This window comes from Micromonospora sp. NPDC006766 (assembly GCF_040636055.1).
Lineage (GTDB): Bacteria > Actinomycetota > Actinomycetes > Mycobacteriales > Micromonosporaceae > Micromonospora.
Genome location: NZ_JBEYIX010000061.1, coordinates 1 through 16,819 on the forward strand (window position 1 = coordinate 1; position 16,819 = coordinate 16,819).

Sequence of the window (16,819 nt, forward strand, 5' to 3'; positions counted from 1 at the left end):
ACCCTCCCCCCTACCACCCCCCCCTAAACTACCTCCTAATGGTCGGGGGGGGGGGCGGGGGGCCCCCCCCCAACCCCCAAAACCCCCTCCCCCCCCCCGCCCGCCCCCCCGCCGCGGGGGGGGCCACGTCTTCGTGTTACCACAGTGAACAATCGACAAGTCGATAGGGCCCGTCGGGTGGGGAAAGCCTGACGGGCCCCGTCCGGACCGGCGAGGCTCAGCTCGGCCGGGTGAGGGCCGGCTGACGCGGCCGGCCGGTGGGGGAGGTCCGGGCGAAAGCGCCGCACAGCACGCGCCACAGCGTCGCGGGGCGCATCAGCGCCTGCGGGGTGTCGACCATGCCCGCGGCCCGTAGGTACGCCGTGGTGACCTTCGGATCGCGGGTCGCCGCCGCCTGTACGAGCCGCAGGTAGCGCTGCACCAGGCGCATCTTGAGGGAACGGTGGCCGGGCACGTCCGGGAAGTTCAGGTCGACCGTCGTGGTCATCTCCCACGGCGCGTCGATGCAGTCGCGGGCCAGGTCACGGAAGTACGCGGCCGGGTCGGGTTCGCCGTGCGGACTGAGGTGACGGCGGATCGTCAGGGCGGCGACCGCGGCCACCGTCATGCCCTGGGCGTACACCGGGTTGAAGCTGGTGACCGCGTCGCCGGTGACCAGCAGACCGGCCGGCAGCCGGGTCATCCGCTCGTAGCGCCGGCGCAGCGTGACCGGGTAGTGGAAGGGGACGGGCTCGTCGATCGGGCGGGCCGACTTGAGGGCGTCGGCGATGTCGGGGATGGCCAGCGATCGGATGAAGTCGTAGAAGCCCTCCTGGTCGGTCGGCGGGTGGTCGCCGAGCAGCCCGTACGTGGTGAGTTCCACCTTGCCGTGGTCGGTCTGGGTGAAGATCGCGCCGCGTGGCGAGGCGGGGAACGCCACCGGGATGATAGCCAGGTCGCCGTTCCACGGGTCGTCGTCCAGCTCGTAGTGCTGCGTCACGTACCCGAGGTCGATCTTGATGCGTTCTTCGGGAACCCGCTCGTAGCCCAACCGCTCCAGCATCGCTGGGGTCCGCGAGCCGCGCCCGGTGGCGTCGACGACCAGATCGGCCTCGATCAGCACGTCCTGGTCATTGTCCAGGTCGCGCAGCCGGGCGCCGGTGATCCGCGAACGATCCGGCGAGGCTTCCAGCCCGGCGATGTCGTGGCGCTCGACGAACCGCACGCGGGGCAGCTGCTCGACGCGCTCCCGGAGGTGGCGTTCCATCAGCGGGGCCGTGGCTGGTACCGCGATGTAGCCGATGTCCTCGCGGACCAGCGGTTGGCCGTTGAAGTACCAGCGGCACGAGCCGGCATAGTCGCCGGTCGGGCAGCCGTCGGCGATGAGCCCGTCGATGAAGCCGGGGAACAGCTCCTCGGTCACCTGCAGGCCGCGGACGTGCATGGCGTTGATGTGCTTGCCCTGCGGGCGGCCGCGGCGCGGTCCCCGCTCACCGACCAGCTTGTCCCGATCGACGATCAGGACCTCGTCGTACTGCTCGGTCAGCACTCGCGCGGCGAACAGGCCGGCGTAACTGCCGCCGAGCACCAGCGCCCGGCGTGGTTTCGTCCCCATCGGTGGACCCACCCTCTCTCTGTGCGACTCGGCTGCGGCCGCCGTTCATGGAATGAGCGTGGCAGTCAGGCAGGCGGGCTCACATCTCCCCGCATGCCCTCATGCGGCTCGAACCGGCCGGCGATCCGGCGGGCCGCGGCGAACGCCGCCCAGGCGGTTAGCTCGATCAATTGCGCGTCGTCCGAACGGCACTGCGTGACCAGTTCCGGGGTGATGCGATAGGACGCGTACGCGGTCAGCAGCGCCATCCGCGCGGCCGGTCGATCCACTGGAGGCAGCGGCCGAACCGCCCCGTCCAGCCACGTGCGGGCGTCGAGGCCGGGCCCCTCGAAGCCCGGGTCGTTCAGCCGAGCGTCGACGAGTTCCCGTACGCGGGCCGGGACGCTTCGTTCGCCGGCGGCGGCGATTGCCGCACCGCCACGGTGCAGGGCCTCGGCGATGTGCGGCACGGGCGCGGCCCAGCCGGTGCCCTCCAGCGGGGCGGCGCTGGGCAGCAGGTCCAGCGACGAGCCCGCCGCGATCTCGACCCGGCCGAGCCGGCCCAGCACTGACGCCGCGGTGCGCCGCAGGACCCGTTCAGCCGGCCTCGGTACGGCCGGGAGCGGCGAGTCCCGCAGGAACACGTTCACCATGCGGTTGATGTAATGGAAGATCAGCGCGACCCCGGCCAGTTCAGGCCGCTGCTCGGGTGGGAACGGCTCCGGTCCCACGCCGGTCCGCGCCCAGCGGACCAGGGCCCGCAACCGGGGGTCGGTCACGTCGTCGGTCCCGCCGGCCGCGATGCGGGCGGCGTCCGGGCCGGCGAGCAGGCCGGTCAGCGCGGCGCCGTGCACGTCCAGGCAGTACGGGCATCGGTTGGCCAATGAGACGGCTGCGGCGACCGCCTCCTTGTCGGCGCGGCTCGCCCGGCCGGGCACCAGCAGCGTTTCGCGCAGGATGCTCCAGCACGCGGCCAGCACCGGCGGCGCCGGGGCGTGCAGCGCCACCGGCGGGGCCAGCATCCCGAAGTCCGCCTCGACCTGGCGGTAGACCCGCGCGACCGGTTCGGCCGCGGTCTCCGGCGGCACCGGCCGGACGTACCGGAGGTGGGCCGGTGCGATGCGGCGGGTCGCCGCTTTCAGCAGTCTTCCCATCGTCGTCCTTAATCGAGTGCGTACGCGACCTCGGTGAGGTAGCGGCCGTAGTCGGACTGCCGCATGCCGGCGCTGAGCTCGTAGCAGGTTCCGGCGTCGATGAAGCCCATGCGCAGGGCGATCTCCTCGAGGCAGGCCACCCGTACGCCCTGCCGTTCCTGGATCACCTGCACGTACTGACTGACGGCTGCGGAACCACGTCCGGGTTCGAGATGATCAGGATGTCCCGGATGCCCGCTCCCTTCACCATCGGGTCCGTTCGTCGAGTCGGGTCTCCCGGAAACCAGTATGTGGCGGGCTACCGGCGCCCCAGGTCTCCTGAAATGCGGCGTACGCGGCCCTCCCGCGAGCGGCCCGGCGGTGCGCACACGGGCGGTGCAGGAGGTCGGTTTCCTTGCCGAACGGGTACGGCTGGGCGGCGCGCGGATCGTCGAGATCGGCGCGGGGTGCTACCGCTCGTCCAGCGCGTGGCAGGCCGCGTAGTCAGTGCCACCGGCCGCCGCCCTTCAGGCGGCGGCCGGTCGGTCGGCTTTGCTTGGGCCGCCAGCTGAACGGGTGCCTGGCCGCGCCGGGCGACGAAACTCCATCGCCAGTTTGCGGACGTCCAAGAGGGCCAGCAGGACCGGCGGATCGAGCAGGCCGGCGCTGTGGAACTCCAGTACGGCGCGAAACACCGAGCCCGGCGCGACGGTGATCGGACCGAGGCTGGCCACCGTCACCGACTCGTTCACGTTGGCCAGATAGCCGTCCGGGTCGCTGCATGATCCCGGCACCGACTGGGCCAGCAGGTACCACGTGCCGGTGGGCACGTCGTCGAGCTCGACGTGCTCCGGGTCGGCGAGCACCGCGCAGCGCACCGGGCGCCCCTGCGGAATGCGCTCGGGGAAAAGGCCAGCGAAAACCAGTCGCGGCTGGCCGTCCTTCGGCATCCGGGTGCGGCAGTGGAGGCGACCGCCGGCCGGCGCCGCGGTGCTCTCGTCCATTTCCGGGAGAATCCGCTGGGCGAATCCGTCCTGGTGCCGGTATTCGGTGGGAGGCATCCCCACACTGCGGCTGAATCGGGAACTGAACGTGCCGACGCTGTTGTAGCCAACTCGCTGGCTGATGTCGGCGATCCGCAGCGGCGTCCAGAGGAGCAATTGCTGCGCGTGCTGCAATCGCAGGGCGGACAGGAAACGGCCGGGCGAGATCCCGGTGACCCGTTGGAACACTCGGGTGAAGTGGAATTTGCTGAACATGGCCGAGCGGGCCAGGTCGTCAATGGTCAGGGAATTGCCGAGATTCTCGCGCATGGTCGTCACCGCGCGTTTGACCGCTACCTCGATCGCCCGCTCCATTGCGCCCATTCCGGCCAATTCCGCATTCGATCGGCCTATGTGATGTCCGTCGCTCTGTCCTGGCAGGCTAGCCCAGGGCGGGCGCAGATGTAAACCACATGGCTGCACCGTCCCGAGTCAAGGTGTTGCGGAGCCGGCCGGAATATAGATAGTAGAACGCACTACTGTAGACGCGAAATCAGTTGTGGGGCATCGCCGGAAACCATCCGAACCCGAAAATAGCGGGCACCCGGACGCTCAATGATCAGACCGCGACGGCGTACTCCTCGGCGGGCCGGCTCTGCTCGGTCAGCCGGCTCAGCGCGTAGGTGCGCACGTCGAGGAGCGCGAGCAGCACCGGCGGGTCGAGGGCCCGGCCCGGCCGCAGCACCAGCTCGGCCGAGATCGGCTTGCCCGGCCGGATCGTGATCGGCCCGGAGGTGGCGACGGCGACCGGCCGGTCGGCGTGATCGCGGCACAGCCCCGGCGGGCAGCGGTCGGCCGAGACCGACTGGGCGAGCAGATACCACCGGCCCAGCGGCGCGTGGTTGAACGTGACGTGCCGCGATTCGCGCAGCACCGCACAGCGGACCGGGCGGCCCTCGGGCACGCGCTCGGGGAAGAGGCCGACGAAGGTCAGCGTGTTGTCGTCGCGGCGGGCCGGGTGCACCTCGCAGGACAGGCTCACGTCGCTGAGGCGTACGTCTTCGGGGTCGGCGCGGATCTCGCTGGCGTAACCGGCGCGCTGGCGGAAAATGGTGGGCGGCATGCCGACGCTGCGGCTGAATCGGGAGCTGAACGTGCCGACGCTGTTGTAGCCGACGCTGATGCTGATGTCGGCGATGTTCATCGGTGTCGAGATGAGCAGTTCCTTGGCCCGTTGGAGACGCAGTGCGGAGAGGAAGCGGCCGGGCGAGACGCCGGTGACTCGCTGGAACATGCGTGTGAAGTGGAACTTGCTGAACATGGCGGCACGGGCCATGTCGTCGACAGTCAATTGCTCACTGAGGCGATCGTGCATCGTCTCGATGGCGCGCAGAACTGCCTGTTCCGACGTATCCTGCATTCTTTCTGCTCCCCCAGTCAGAAGCCTCGCCACAAGGACCGATTCCGGCCATCAAGCCGATCCGATGTGGCGGACAACCAGATGCGCTTTGCCGAGCGCATTGCCAGCGTTCAATCTCCGGGCGGTCATCGATCCGCCGGAGCACGTTGTCAGGCTAACCACGGCGAAGTTGGGCGGGCAACCCCGTGGTGCTTGACCGGCTCGGCGACCGCAATATTGAAGTAGCAATTGGATACCGGCGATATTCAATCTCGGCCCCCGCGGGCGAATCCTTTTCCAGGATTGCTGTCCTCGCCTCGGACACGGGCTTTTGACGCGCCGATCTGCTGATACTGGCCACTCAGGCGGAAGGAGTCGTCATGATCGTTGGGCGGGTCGCGGCCTCAGCCGTGCAACGCCAGGTCCGCCATGTCACACCGGTTCCCGCACGTTCGGCGAGCAGTCTGGTCGGCCGGGTGTACGAGCAGGTGGCGGACGAGATGCGACTGGTGATCCCGCCGGCGCTGATGCACTCGCCGTCACCCCAGGCGCTTGCCGCCTACTGGATGCTCATGCGCGAGCCGCTGCTGGTCAGCGGCACCGTCGACCGTGCCTCGAAGGAGGCCGCCGCGGCGGCGGTCGCGGTCGCCACGATCTGCCCGTACTGCGTGGACATGCACTCGGTCAGCATGTACGACCTGGTTGGCGGGCACGACGCGGACAAACTCGCCGCCGACCGGGCCGGCGACATGCGCGACCCCCGGCTGCGCGAGATCAGTCAGTGGGCGCGCGGCGCGCAGGAGTCGCCGGGCGGGCTTCCGGTGCCGACCTGGCTCACCCCGGCGCAGAGCACGGAACTGGTCGGCACGGTCACCGCCATGCACTACCTGACCCGGATGGTGAACGTCTTCCTCTCCAGTTTCCTGCTCCCGCCCGGCGTCACCGGGCGGGCGCGGCAGCGGATGAAGCAGGGGCTGGGCCGGTTGCTGCGCGAGACGTTGCGCGCGCACCGTGAGCCCGGCCGCTCCCTCGATCTGCTGCCGGACGCGCCGGTGCCGGCCGATGCCGGCTGGGCGGCGGGCAACCCGTTCATCGCCGGTGCGGTGGCCCGGGCCGCCGCGACGTTCGACGGGGCCGGCGAGCGGTGGCTGACGCCCGAGGTCCGCGCCGTGGTGTACGAGCACCTCGACGACTGGCGCGGCGCGGACACCGGGATCTCCACTGCCTGGTGCGAGGACCTGCTCGCCGGGCTCGGCCCGGCCGACCGCGCCGCCGGGCGGCTCACGCTGCTGACCGCGGTGTCGTCACACCAGGTGGGTGACGAAGTGGTCGCCGAGTTCCGGCGCCACGTGCCCGGCGACCAAGCCTTGGTGGAGGTCGCCGGCTGGGCGGCTTTCGAAGCCGCTCGCCGCATCGGGGCCCGCCAGCGCATCGCGGCCCACGGCGCACACCAGGAGACGCGCCGGTCGGCGTCCCATAACACTATGAAGTCTCACCCGCACTTCACGTGATGGGGGCGACCTTGATGTCCACTGTCCTAGGTTCACTGCGCCGGTTGGTGCTGACTCCGTCGTTCGGCGACGTGAGCTTCGCCGGCCGCGGATTCCCGGTCACTCCGACCGACGCCACCCGCGCCCTCGAAGCCATCCCGCAGGCCGTCGTCTGCGGCTTCGAGTGGGGCATCGACCTCAAGGACCAGTGGGGGCTGGAACGCCGGCTCGACATGGTCGACGCCGAACTGCGCGGCTTCGCGTATGAGGGCGCGACGATGGCGCTGACCGTGCGGGACGCGATGGCCGCCGGCCGCGGCACCCGCACCCGGATGCTGCTGCGCGGACCGGGCGTGCCGCACACCTTCCTCACCTACATCGGCATCGGTTTCGCGATGGCCCGCCTGCCCCGCCCGCTGTGGCGCGGCGTCCTGCCCGACCTGGCCGGCACGCCCTACTACCCGACCATGAGCTGGCTGGCAGTCGACGGCTACGGCTTCGACCGGGCCTACTTCGACACCGGTGCCGTGGTCGACCGCCAGCGGCGCCCGGCGCCGTACCCGTGGCAGGGCCGCGCCGACTACTTCCCGCGTGCGGTCGACCAGGGCATCGGGCGGGCGCTGTGGTTCATCCACGGCGGCGTCCCGCAGCACGTAGACGCCGCGGTGCGGGCCTTCGCCACCGAGCGGCACGCCGATCTGTGGAGCGGAGTCGGCCTCGCGGCCACGTTCGCCGGCGGCTGCGACGAGACCGGCCTGCGGGCGCTGCGCCGGGCGTCCGGCGAGCACTGGCAGCACCTCGCGCAGGGCGCCGTGTTCGCCGCCAAGGCCCGCGACTTCTCCGGCTTCGTGCCGGCGCACTCGGCGGCCACGCTGCACACGCTGACCGGCCTCACGGTGCCGGCCGCGGCGACGCTCGCCGACGACGTCAGCCTGACCCGACCCGACCCGGCCGGTCCGCCCGACTACGAGTCCTGGCGGCGGCAGGTCCGCGACCACCTCGACGCGCTCGCCCTCTCCCACCCGTAGTGGAGGCCGTGACATGACAGCCTGGCACAACCTGCGACGGCGCGTCCTGACGCCGGACATCTCGGAGACGAAAGTCGCCATACGCGGCTTCCATGCCAAGTCGGCGGCGGCTGTGGAGCGGCTGGAGACCGTCGGCAGGTCCTTCCTCGCCGGTTACGGCGCCGCCGCGGCGACCGGGCGGCCGGCCGACGTTGAGGCCGAGCTCGAACAGCTGCCCGAGCTGTACCGGGGTTTCGCCTACGAGGGCGCCGGCATGGGCATGGCCGTGCTCGACGGTCTGCCTACCGGGCGCGGCGGCCACGTGCGGTCGCTGCTCGACGGGCCGGGCGCCGACCACGTCTACATGGTCTACGTCGGCGTCGGCTGGGCGATGGCCCGCCTGCCGAAGTTCCGCTGGTCCACGCTGTACGGCCCGGACCCGCTGCTGCGCTGGCTGCTGCTCGACGGCTACGGCTTCCACCAGGCGTACTTCAAGACCCGCCGGTACGTCTACGAGCAGTACCGGGCGCCCCGGGCGCCGGCCGTCGTGCGCGGCCCGGCGTGGCACGTCAACCAGGTGATCGATCAGGGCATCGGCCGGGCGAGCTGGTTCGTCTGCGGCACCGACCCGGAGCGGGTGGCCGCACTGTTCGCCGCGTTTCCCGAGTCGCGCCGGCCGGACCTTTACAGCGGCGCCGGCCTGGCCGCCACGTACGCGGGCGGCGTCGACCGCACCGAGCTGGAACGCCTCGCCGAGCTCGCCGGCCCGTACCGGGGTCAGCTGGCCCAGGGCGCCGCGTTCGCCGCGCAGGCCCGGCTGCGCTCCGGTCTCGTCGTCCCGCACAACCAGTTGGCCACCGAGGTGCTGTGCGGCACGGACGTGGCCACGGCCGCTGCGGCCACCGACCACGCTCGCGAGGGTCTGCCCGCCGACGGCGACGTGCCCGCCTACGCGATCTGGCGTCAGCGCATCGCCGACGCGTTCTCGGCACACACCAGGGTGGGCCGGCGGCGCTGACCCTGTCTCGCGCGCTCGTTCGCCAGTCCATCTGAGGAGGGACCGATCATCCATGTCCAGAATCGCGCTGGTGGGAATGGCGTGCCGATATCCCGACGCCACCACCCCCAAGGAACTCTTCGACAACGCCGTCGCCGGCCGGCGGGCGTTCCGCCGGCTGCCGGACGTCCGGATGCGGCTGGAGGACTACTGGGATCCCGATCCCCGTACACCGGACCGCTTCTACGCCCGCAACGCGGCGGTCATCGACGCGTACGAGTTCGACCGGATCGCGTACAAGGTGGCGGGCAGCACGTACCGGTCCACCGACCTGACCCACTGGCTAGCCCTTGACGTGGCCGCAGGAGCGTTGGCCGACGCCGGCTTCCCGATGGCCGAGGGGCTGCCCCGCGATCGCACCGGCGTGATCGTCGGCAACACGCTCACCGGTGAGTTCTCCCGCGCCAACCAGTTGCGGCTGCGCTGGCCGTACGTGCAGCGCACGGTGAGCGCGGTGCTGCGCGAGCGCGGCTTCGCCGACGAGGACCTGGGCGCCCTTCTCGACGATCTGGAGCAGGCGTACAAGAGCCCCTTCCCGGCCGTCGACGAGGACACCCTGGCCGGTGGCCTGTCCAACACCATCGCCGGGCGCATCTGCAACCACTTCGACCTGCAGGGCGGCGGTTACACCGTGGACGGCGCCTGCTCGTCGTCGCTGCTCTCGGTGGCCACCGCCTGCAAGGCGCTGGCCGACGGCGAGCTCGACGTCGCGGTGGCCGGCGGGGTGGACCTGTCGATCGACCCGTTCGAGGTCATCGGCTTCGCCAAGACCGGCGCGCTGGCCACGGGCGAGATGCGCGTCTACGACCGGGGCTCCAACGGCTTCTGGCCGGGCGAGGGCTGCGGCATGGTCGTGCTGATGCGGGAGGGCGACGCGCTCCGCGGCAACCATCGCATCTACACCACGGTCGCCGGCTGGGGCATCTCCTCCGACGGGCGCGGCGGCATCACCCGGCCGGAGACCCGCGGCTATCACCTCGCGCTCAACCGGGCGTACGGCCGCGCCGGCTTCGGCATCGAGACCGTCTCCATGTTCGAGGGACACGGCACCGGCACGAAGGTAGGCGACACCAACGAGCTGACCGCGCTGAACCAGAACCGGCTGGCCGCCGGCCCGGGCGCCCCGCCCGCGGCGATCGGCTCGGTCAAGGCGATGATCGGGCACACCAAGGCCGCAGCCGGTGTGGCCGGGCTGATCAAGGCGTCGATGGCGATGCACCACGAGGTCATCCCGCCGACCGTCGGCTGCGTCAACCCGCACGAGGTCTTCGAATCCGGCAACGCCGCGCTGCGCGTGGTGCGCCAGGCCGAGCCATGGCCGGACGACCGCCCGGTGCGGGCCGGCGTGACCGCCATGGGGTTCGGCGGCATCAACACCCACCTCGTCCTGGACCGCGGCCAGCCGGTGCGCAAGGCGCGCTACGGCAGCCGTACGCGGGCCATCGCGGCCGGCGCGCAGGACGCCGAGCTGCTGCTGTTCGACGCGCTTACCCCGGCCGAGCTGCGCGACCGGCTGGCGCGGGTGGCCGAGTTCGTGCCCTCGATCAGCTACGCCCAACTGGGCGACCTGGCCCTGACCCTGCACGGCGAACTGCGGGAGCTGCCCTGGCGCGCGGCGGTCGTGGCGGGCTCGCCCTCGGACGCGACGAACCGACTGAACACCATGCTCGCCGCACTCGATGCCGGCGAGGCGAAGCTGTTCGCTGACGAGGGCCGCACCTGCTTCGGCCAGATCGGCAACGGCGAGATCGGCTTCCTCTTCCCCGGACAGGGCTCCGGGAAGGGTGTCAGCGGTGGCGCGCTGCGCCGGCGCTTCGCCGAGGCCGACCAGGTCTACCGCGCCGCCGCGCTGCCCAGCGGCGGCGACATGGTCGCCACCGAGGTGGCCCAGCCGCGCATCGTTACCGGGTCGATCGCCGGCCAACGCGTGCTGCGGACCCTCGGACTGGAGGCCACCGTGGCCGTCGGGCACAGCCTCGGCGAGCTGACCGCGCTGCAGTGGGCGGGCGCGATGGACGACGAGACCGTGCTGCGCCTCGCCGCGCTGCGCGGGCGCACCATGGCCGAGCACAGCGCCTCGGGCACGATGGCCGGCCTCGCCTGCGGACCCGAGCGGGCCGAGCGGCTGATCGCCGGGCTGTCCGCGGTCGTCGGCGGCTACAACGGACCCGGCCAGACCGTGGTCACCGGCACCATCGACGCCATCGAGCAGGCATGCCGGCGGGCTGAGGAGGCCGGTGTCGGCGCGACCCGGCTCGCGGTCTCGCACGCCTTCCACTCGTCGCTGACCGCCGAGGCCGCCGACGCCTTCGGCGCGCTGCTGCGCCGGGAGTCGTTCGGCACGCCAGTCCGGCGCGTCGTCTCGACCGTGACCGGCGAGGAACTGCCCACCGAGACCGACCTGGCCGGCCTGCTCACCCGGCAGATCACCGAGCCGGTGCTGTTCGCCCAGGCGGTCGCGCTGGCCGCCAAGGACGTCGACCTGCTCATCGAGGTCGGCCCGGGCCGGGTGCTCAGCGGCCTGGCGAGGGGCGTGGTGGACGTGCCGGCGGCCGCGCTGGACACCGACGACGAGTCGTCGGTGGGCCTGCTACGGGTGCTCGGCGCCGCCTTCGTGGTGGGCGCGACCAACGTCGACCCGGCGCTGTTCCACGGCCGGCTGTTGCGCCCGCTGGCGGTGGGCACCGAGTTCAGCTTCTTCGCGAGCCCTTGCGAGGCCGCGCCGCAGGTGCCGGCCCGCGTCGGCGGCGCGGCCCCGGCCGCCCCGCCCACTGCGCCCGAGGCGAAGCCCGCCGCCGGCCCGGCCGGCGAGCCGGTCGCCGACCTGCTGCGCCGGATGACCGCGGAGCGTGCGGAGCTGCCGCCCGAGCTGGTCGACATGAACAGCCGCCTGCTCGACGACCTGCACCTGAGCTCGATCACGGTGGGCCAGATGGTGAACGCGGTGGCGCAGAGCATCGGCATCCCGCCGAGCCACACGCCGACCAACTTCGCCACCGCCACCCTGAGCGAGCTGGCCGAGGCCCTCGAAGGGCTGCGCGGATCAGGGACGGCGGCGGGGGCCCCGGAGGCCGCGCCGGCCGTGACCGGCGCGGCCGACTGGGTGCGGTCCTGGCGGGTCGACCTCGACGAGCGCGACGTGCCGGCGGCCGCCGGCATCGAGCAGCGGGGCAGCTGGCAAGTGCACGCGCCGGCCGGCCACCCGCTGACCGAGCCGCTGCGGGCCGCGCTCGAACGCGGCAACGTCGGCGGCGGCGTCCTCGTCCTCCTGCCGACCGACTGCGTGGAGGCGGACCTCGCCGGCGCGCTCGCCGGCGCCCGGGCCGCGGTGACCGGCGCCGCCGGTGGCCGGTTCGTCCTGGTCCAGCACGGGCGGGGCGCGGCCGGCCTGGCCAAGACCCTGCACCTGGAGGCGCCGAACATCCGCACCACGGTCGTGCACATCGCGCCGGAACCCGAGGCGGTGGACCAGATCGTCGCCGAGGTCGCCGGCACCACGGCCTTCACCGAGGCGTGGTACGCGGCCGACGGCACCCGGCGCGTGCCGGTGCTGCGCCCGCTGCCGGTGAGCCCCGAACGCACCGTGGCGGCGCTCGACGAGTCCGACGTGCTGCTGGTGACCGGCGGCGCCAAGGGCATCACCGCCGAATGCGCCCTGGCGATGGCCAAGGACAGCGGCGCCCGGCTGGCCCTGCTCGGCCGCTCCGACGCGGCCACCGACCCGGAGATCTCGGCGAACCTGGCCCGCATCGCGGAGCAGGGCGTCACCGTCCGGTACGCCCGGGCCGACGTCACCGACCCGGCCCAGGTGCGCGCGGCTGTCGAGACGCTCAGCGCGGAGCTCGGCGGCCCGGTGACCGCGGTGCTGCACGGCGCCGGCCGCAACGAGCCGACCGCGCTCACCAACGTGCACGAGGACCTGATCCGTCGCACGCTGGCGCCCAAGGTGGACGGCCTGCGCAACGTCCTCGACGCGGTCGGCGACGGCGGCCTCAAGCTGCTGATCGCGCTCGGCAGCATCATCGGCCGGGCTGGTCTACGCGGCGAGGCGCACTACTCGATCGCCAACGAGTGGCTCAACGAGCTGGTCACCGGCTACGGCACGGACCACCCGGACTGCCGCACCCTGGTGCTGGAGTGGTCGGTCTGGTCGGGCGTGGGCATGGGCGAGCGGTTGTCCGTGGTCGAGGCGCTGGCCCGCGAGGGCGTCACCGCCATCACCCCGGAGCAGGGGCTGGCGACGCTGCGCCGGCTGCTCGCCGACCCGGCGACGCCGTCCACCGTGGTGATCAGCGGCCGCACCGAGGGCATTCACACGGTCGAGCGGGAGAACCCGCCGCTGCCGCTGCTGCGGTTCGTGGACCGGCCGCTGGTGCGCTACCACGGCGTCGAGCTGGTCGTGGAGACCGAGCTGAACGTCGGCACCGACCCGTACCTCGACGACCACCAGCTCGACGGCAACCTGCTGTTCCCGGCGGTGCTGGGCATGGAGGCGATGTCGCAGGTGACGCTGGCGCTGACCGGCTGGACCGAGGCGCCGGCAATCATCGACGCCCGGTTCGCCCGGCCGATCGTGGTGCCGCCCGGTGGCAGCACGACGATCCGGATCGCCGCGGTGCGCACCGACGACGACGCGGTGGACGTGGTGATCCAGAGCGAGGAGACCGCGTTCGTGGCCGAGCACTTCCGGGCCCGGCTGGTCCGGCGCGACACCGGACCGGCCGACGGCGCACCCGATCAGGTCGGCGAGGGGCTGCCGTCGGTGGCCCTCGACCCGGCCGCGGACCTGTACGGCGACGTGCTCTTCCAGGGCGGGCGGTTCCAGCGGCTGCGCGGCTACCGGCGCGCGCAGGCCCGCGACGTGGACGTCGTGGTCGAGGCGCTGCCGCAGACCGACTGGTTCGCCGCCTACCTGCCCGGCGCGCTCGTGCTTGGCGACCCGGGTGTCCGGGACACGCTGATGCACGGCAACCAGGTCTGCGTGCCGGACGCGACGCTGCTTCCGGTACGGGTGGACGAGATCCAGCCCGCCGGCGACCGGCTCCACCGGGCGGGCGAGTTCCGCTACTGCGCCACCGAGCGCAGCCGGGACGGCGACACGTACGTCTACGACGTCGTTCTGCGCGACGCGGCCGGCACGGTCGTCGAGCGCTGGACCGGACTGCACCTGCGCGCGGTACGCAAGCGCGACGGGCGCGGCCCGTGGGCTCCGGCGCTGCTCGGGCCCTACCTGGAGCGCACGATCGGCGACCTGGCCGGCATCCGGGCGGCCGTGGTGGTCGAGCCGGACGACCCGGGCGACGACACCGGCGACCACGTCGGCACCCGGCGGGTGCGCACGGCCCGGGCGGCCGGCCGGGCGGTGAACGGCCCGGTCGACGTCCGGTACCGCCCGGACGGGCGCCCGGAGATCGACGACAACCTGGCGCTGACCGCGGCCCACGGTGCCGGTCTCACCCTCTGTGTCGTGGGGCAGGGCCCGCTCGGTTGCGACGTCGAGCCGGTCACCGCCCGGTCGGAGGCGGACTGGCAGGGTCTGCTCGGCCGGCACCTCGACCTGGCCCGCCTGATCGCCGAGACCTGCGCCGAGCCGCTGGACGCGGCGTCCACCCGGGTCTGGTCGGCGATCGAGTGCCTGCGCAAGGCGGGCTTCTCGGCCGACGCCCCGATCACGCTCACCGGAACCGAGCGCGCCGGCTGGGTCACCCTCACCTCCGGTGACAACCGCATCGCTGCCCTGGCGGCGACGGTACGCGGCAGCGGCGTCGAGCCGGTGGTTTTCGCCGTACTCGCAAAGGAGGGCCAGTGAAGTACTTCGAGTATCGCCACACCGTGGGCTTCGAAGAGACCAACCTGGTGGGCAACGTCTACTACGTCAACTACCTGCGGTGGCAGGGCCGGGCGCGCGAGCTGTTCCTCAAGGAGCGCGCCGCGGAGGTGCTCGCCGATCTGCAGGACGACCTGAAATTGTTCACGCTCAAGGTGGACTGCGAGTTCTACGCCGAGATCACCGCCTTCGACGAGGTGTCGATCCGGATGCGCCTGGTCGAGCTGGGCCAGACCCAGCTCCAGTTCGGCTTCGACTACGTGCGGCTCAACCCGGGTGGCGGCGAGACGCTCGTCGCCCGGGGGATGCAGCGGGTGGCGTGCATGCGCGGCCCGAATACCCGGACCGTGCCGTCGCGGGTGCCGGAGGCGCTGGTGCGCGCGCTGGAGCCGTACACCCATCAGTTGGCGAGGTCCCGCTGATGGCCGAGCTTCAGGTCGAACGCGACCCCGTGCCCCAGGTGCAGGACACCGCCCTGCTGCGGCGCACCTTCGGCTCGTTCGCGACCGGGGTGACCGTGGTGACGACCGGCGGCGACGAGCCGCACGGCATGACGGCGAACAGCTTCACCGCGGTGTCGCTGGTGCCGCCGCTGGTGCTGGTCTGCGTCGACCGCAACGCGAACATGCACAGCGCCATGGTGCGGGCCGGCGCCTTCGGGGTGTCGGTGCTCAGCGCCGGTCAGGAGCGGGTGGCCCGGCACTTCGCCGGGCGCCGGCCGATGGGCGCCGCGGAGTTCACCGGCACCGATTGCCTCAGCGGCGCCTGGTGTGGCGCCCCGCTGATCGCCGGCGCGGCTGCTCACTTCGAGTGCGAGCTGTGGCGCACGTACGACGGTGGCGACCACACCATCTTCGTCGGCCGGCTGCTCAGCATGGCGGGCAGCAGCGACGAGGACGTGCTGATCTTCCTGCGCGGCCAGTTCGGCCGCCTCGAGTCGGACGCGGCCGGCCGGAGGGCGGCATGACCGCCACAGTGACGCCCACCGGCGCCGCGTCGCCGGGGCGGGCCCTGCCCGGCCCGTCCCGGCTGTCGGCCCTGCGGCTGCTGGCGCAGATGAACCGGGACCGGCTGGCCATGATGACCGGCGCCGCCCGGGAGTACGGCGACGCGGCCCGGCTGCCGGTCGGACACAAGGCGCTGTACTTCTTCAACCACCCCGAGACGGCCAAGCATGTGCTGGCCGGCAACGCCTCCAACTACCGCAAGGGCATTGGCCTGGTGCACGCCCGGCGGGCGCTCGGCGACGGCCTGCTCACCAGCGAGGGCGAGCTCTGGAAGGAACAGCGGAAGGTGATCCAGCCGGCGTTCCAGAGCCGGCGGATCGCCGAGCAGGCCGGGGCGATCGCCGCCGAGGGAGCCCGGCTGGTCGACCGGCTGCGCAGCCGGATCGGCACCGGCCCGGTGCAACTGGTCGACGAACTCACCGGCCTGACCCTGGGCGTGCTGGGTCGCACCCTGCTCGACGCCGACCTGCACGCGTTCGACGGCATCGGCACCGACTTTGCCCGGGTGCAGGACCAGGCCATGTTCGAGCTGGAAACGCTCAGCATGGTGCCGATGTGGATCCCGCTGCCGCACCAGATGCGGTTCCGAAAGGCGCGGCGCCGCCTGGAGGTCATCGTCGAGCGCCTGGTCGCCGAGCGGCGCGGGCGAACCACCGACGCCGAGGACGTGCTGTCCCGGCTGGTCGTGTCGGCCGATCGGGAGGCCGATCCCCGCGTGGGGCAGATGCGGCTGCGCGACGAGTTGGTGACGCTGCTGCTGGCCGGGCACGAGACCACGGCGAGCACGCTGAGCTGGAGCCTGCACCTGCTGGACCGGCACCCGGAGGTCTGGCAGCGGGTGCACGACGAGGCCGTCGAGGTGTTCGGCGGCCGGGCGCCCGAGTACGACGACCTGCGGCGGCTGACCTACACCTCGGCCGTCATCTCCGAGGCCATGCGGCTGTTCCCGCCCGTCTGGCTGCTTCCCCGGATCGCGATCGAAGACGACGTGGTGGGCGGCTACCGGGTGCCCGCCGGAGCGGACGTAATCGTCTCGCCGTACACCCTGCACCGTCACCCGGCCTTCTGGCCGGAGCCGGACCGGTTCGACCCGGAGCGCTTCCTCGGCGAGGCCGGGACGGACCGGCCGCGGTTCGCCTACATCCCCTTCGGAGCCGGCCCGCGCTTCTGCGTGGGTAACCACCTCGGTCTGCTCGAGGCGGTGCTTGTGCTCGCCCTGCTCTGCCGCGACCTGCGGCTGACCGGACTTCCCGGCCGACCGGTCGTCGCCGAACCGATGCTGTCGCTGCGTATCCGCGGCGGGCTGCCGGTGACGGTGCAGGCCGCCTGACCACCTGAATGGA

The 16,819-nt window shown here is 72.3% G+C and carries 13 protein-coding genes; 8 read left to right on the forward strand and 5 right to left on the reverse strand.

Going from position 1 to position 16,819, the window contains the following annotated elements; all coding sequences use genetic code 11:
- Nucleotides 1–217: 217 nt before the first annotated feature.
- From ABZ671_RS28830 to ABZ671_RS28840, 3 genes are all read right to left on the reverse strand, one after another.
- Nucleotides 218–1,594: an FAD-binding monooxygenase gene (locus tag ABZ671_RS28830; protein ID WP_357864043.1), complete on the reverse strand. Its 1,377-nt coding sequence runs from the start codon at nucleotides 1,592–1,594 to the stop codon at nucleotides 218–220.
- A gap of 65 nt (nucleotides 1,595–1,659) precedes the next feature.
- Nucleotides 1,660–2,727 (reverse strand): carboxymuconolactone decarboxylase family protein, encoded by a 1,068-nt coding sequence (locus ABZ671_RS28835; RefSeq protein ID WP_357864045.1) that lies wholly within the window; start codon nucleotides 2,725–2,727, stop codon nucleotides 1,660–1,662.
- Nucleotides 2,728–2,735: 8 nt separating this feature from the next.
- Complete coding sequence (locus ABZ671_RS28840; RefSeq protein WP_357864047.1) at nucleotides 2,736–2,900, reverse strand: hypothetical protein; 165 nt, start codon at nucleotides 2,898–2,900, stop codon at nucleotides 2,736–2,738.
- 187 nt (nucleotides 2,901–3,087) lie between these two features.
- Between ABZ671_RS28840 and ABZ671_RS28845 the strand changes: the two genes are divergently transcribed.
- Nucleotides 3,088–3,210: a hypothetical protein gene (locus ABZ671_RS28845; protein WP_357864049.1), complete on the forward strand. Its 123-nt coding sequence runs from the start codon at nucleotides 3,088–3,090 to the stop codon at nucleotides 3,208–3,210.
- Nucleotides 3,211–3,233: 23 nt separating this feature from the next.
- Here the strand turns inward: ABZ671_RS28845 and ABZ671_RS28850 are convergent, their stop codons facing one another.
- Nucleotides 3,234–4,064, reverse strand: a complete 831-nt coding sequence (locus ABZ671_RS28850) for an AraC family transcriptional regulator (RefSeq protein ID WP_357864051.1) — start codon at nucleotides 4,062–4,064, stop codon at nucleotides 3,234–3,236.
- A gap of 244 nt (nucleotides 4,065–4,308) precedes the next feature.
- On the reverse strand, nucleotides 4,309–5,109 hold the full coding sequence (locus ABZ671_RS28855) for an AraC family transcriptional regulator (protein WP_357864053.1): 801 nt from the start codon (nucleotides 5,107–5,109) through the stop codon (nucleotides 4,309–4,311).
- A 359-nt stretch (nucleotides 5,110–5,468) separates the two neighbouring features.
- Between ABZ671_RS28855 and ABZ671_RS28860 the strand changes: the two genes are divergently transcribed.
- Genes ABZ671_RS28860 through ABZ671_RS28890 form a run of 7 tightly spaced genes read left to right on the forward strand, consistent with a single transcriptional unit; the run spans nucleotide 5,469 to nucleotide 16,806 of the window.
- The gene (locus tag ABZ671_RS28860) at nucleotides 5,469–6,599 is read left to right on the forward strand and encodes a carboxymuconolactone decarboxylase family protein (protein ID WP_357864055.1); all 1,131 of its coding nucleotides are present in this window, start codon (nucleotides 5,469–5,471) and stop codon (nucleotides 6,597–6,599) included.
- Nucleotides 6,600–6,613: 14 nt separating this feature from the next.
- The gene (locus ABZ671_RS28865) at nucleotides 6,614–7,606 is read left to right on the forward strand and encodes a DUF1702 family protein (protein ID WP_357864057.1); all 993 of its coding nucleotides are present in this window, start codon (nucleotides 6,614–6,616) and stop codon (nucleotides 7,604–7,606) included.
- Nucleotides 7,607–7,619: 13 nt separating this feature from the next.
- Entirely contained in the window at nucleotides 7,620–8,603 is a 984-nt protein-coding gene (locus ABZ671_RS28870) for a DUF1702 family protein (protein WP_357864059.1), read from the forward strand.
- 52 nt (nucleotides 8,604–8,655) lie between these two features.
- A complete protein-coding gene (locus ABZ671_RS28875) occupies nucleotides 8,656–14,451 on the forward strand; it encodes a type I polyketide synthase (RefSeq protein WP_357864061.1) in 5,796 nt (1,931 codons plus the stop codon).
- The gene (locus ABZ671_RS28880) at nucleotides 14,448–14,891 is read left to right on the forward strand and encodes an acyl-CoA thioesterase (RefSeq protein ID WP_357864063.1); all 444 of its coding nucleotides are present in this window, start codon (nucleotides 14,448–14,450) and stop codon (nucleotides 14,889–14,891) included. The genes ABZ671_RS28875 and ABZ671_RS28880 overlap by 4 nt, the downstream gene beginning before the upstream one ends.
- Nucleotides 14,891–15,436, forward strand: coding sequence for a flavin reductase family protein (locus ABZ671_RS28885; protein WP_357864065.1), 546 nt, complete (start codon nucleotides 14,891–14,893; stop codon nucleotides 15,434–15,436). The genes ABZ671_RS28880 and ABZ671_RS28885 overlap by 1 nt, the downstream gene beginning before the upstream one ends.
- Nucleotides 15,433–16,806: a cytochrome P450 gene (locus tag ABZ671_RS28890; protein ID WP_357864067.1), complete on the forward strand. Its 1,374-nt coding sequence runs from the start codon at nucleotides 15,433–15,435 to the stop codon at nucleotides 16,804–16,806. The genes ABZ671_RS28885 and ABZ671_RS28890 overlap by 4 nt, the downstream gene beginning before the upstream one ends.
- Nucleotides 16,807–16,819 lie beyond the last annotated feature (13 nt).

Coding starts and splice junctions, on each gene's coding strand:
- ABZ671_RS28830 (WP_357864043.1), bottom strand. CDS start 1,594: ATGGGGACGAAACCACGCCGGGCGCTGGTGCTCGGCGGCAGTTACGCC.
- ABZ671_RS28835 (WP_357864045.1), bottom strand. CDS start 2,727: ATGGGAAGACTGCTGAAAGCGGCGACCCGCCGCATCGCACCGGCCCAC.
- ABZ671_RS28850 (WP_357864051.1), bottom strand. CDS start 4,064: ATGGAGCGGGCGATCGAGGTAGCGGTCAAACGCGCGGTGACGACCATG.
- ABZ671_RS28855 (WP_357864053.1), bottom strand. CDS start 5,109: ATGCAGGATACGTCGGAACAGGCAGTTCTGCGCGCCATCGAGACGATG.
- ABZ671_RS28860 (WP_357864055.1), top strand. CDS start 5,469: ATGATCGTTGGGCGGGTCGCGGCCTCAGCCGTGCAACGCCAGGTCCGC.
- ABZ671_RS28865 (WP_357864057.1), top strand. CDS start 6,614: ATGTCCACTGTCCTAGGTTCACTGCGCCGGTTGGTGCTGACTCCGTCG.
- ABZ671_RS28870 (WP_357864059.1), top strand. CDS start 7,620: ATGACAGCCTGGCACAACCTGCGACGGCGCGTCCTGACGCCGGACATC.
- ABZ671_RS28875 (WP_357864061.1), top strand. CDS start 8,656: ATGTCCAGAATCGCGCTGGTGGGAATGGCGTGCCGATATCCCGACGCC.
- ABZ671_RS28885 (WP_357864065.1), top strand. CDS start 14,891: ATGGCCGAGCTTCAGGTCGAACGCGACCCCGTGCCCCAGGTGCAGGAC.
- ABZ671_RS28890 (WP_357864067.1), top strand. CDS start 15,433: ATGACCGCCACAGTGACGCCCACCGGCGCCGCGTCGCCGGGGCGGGCC.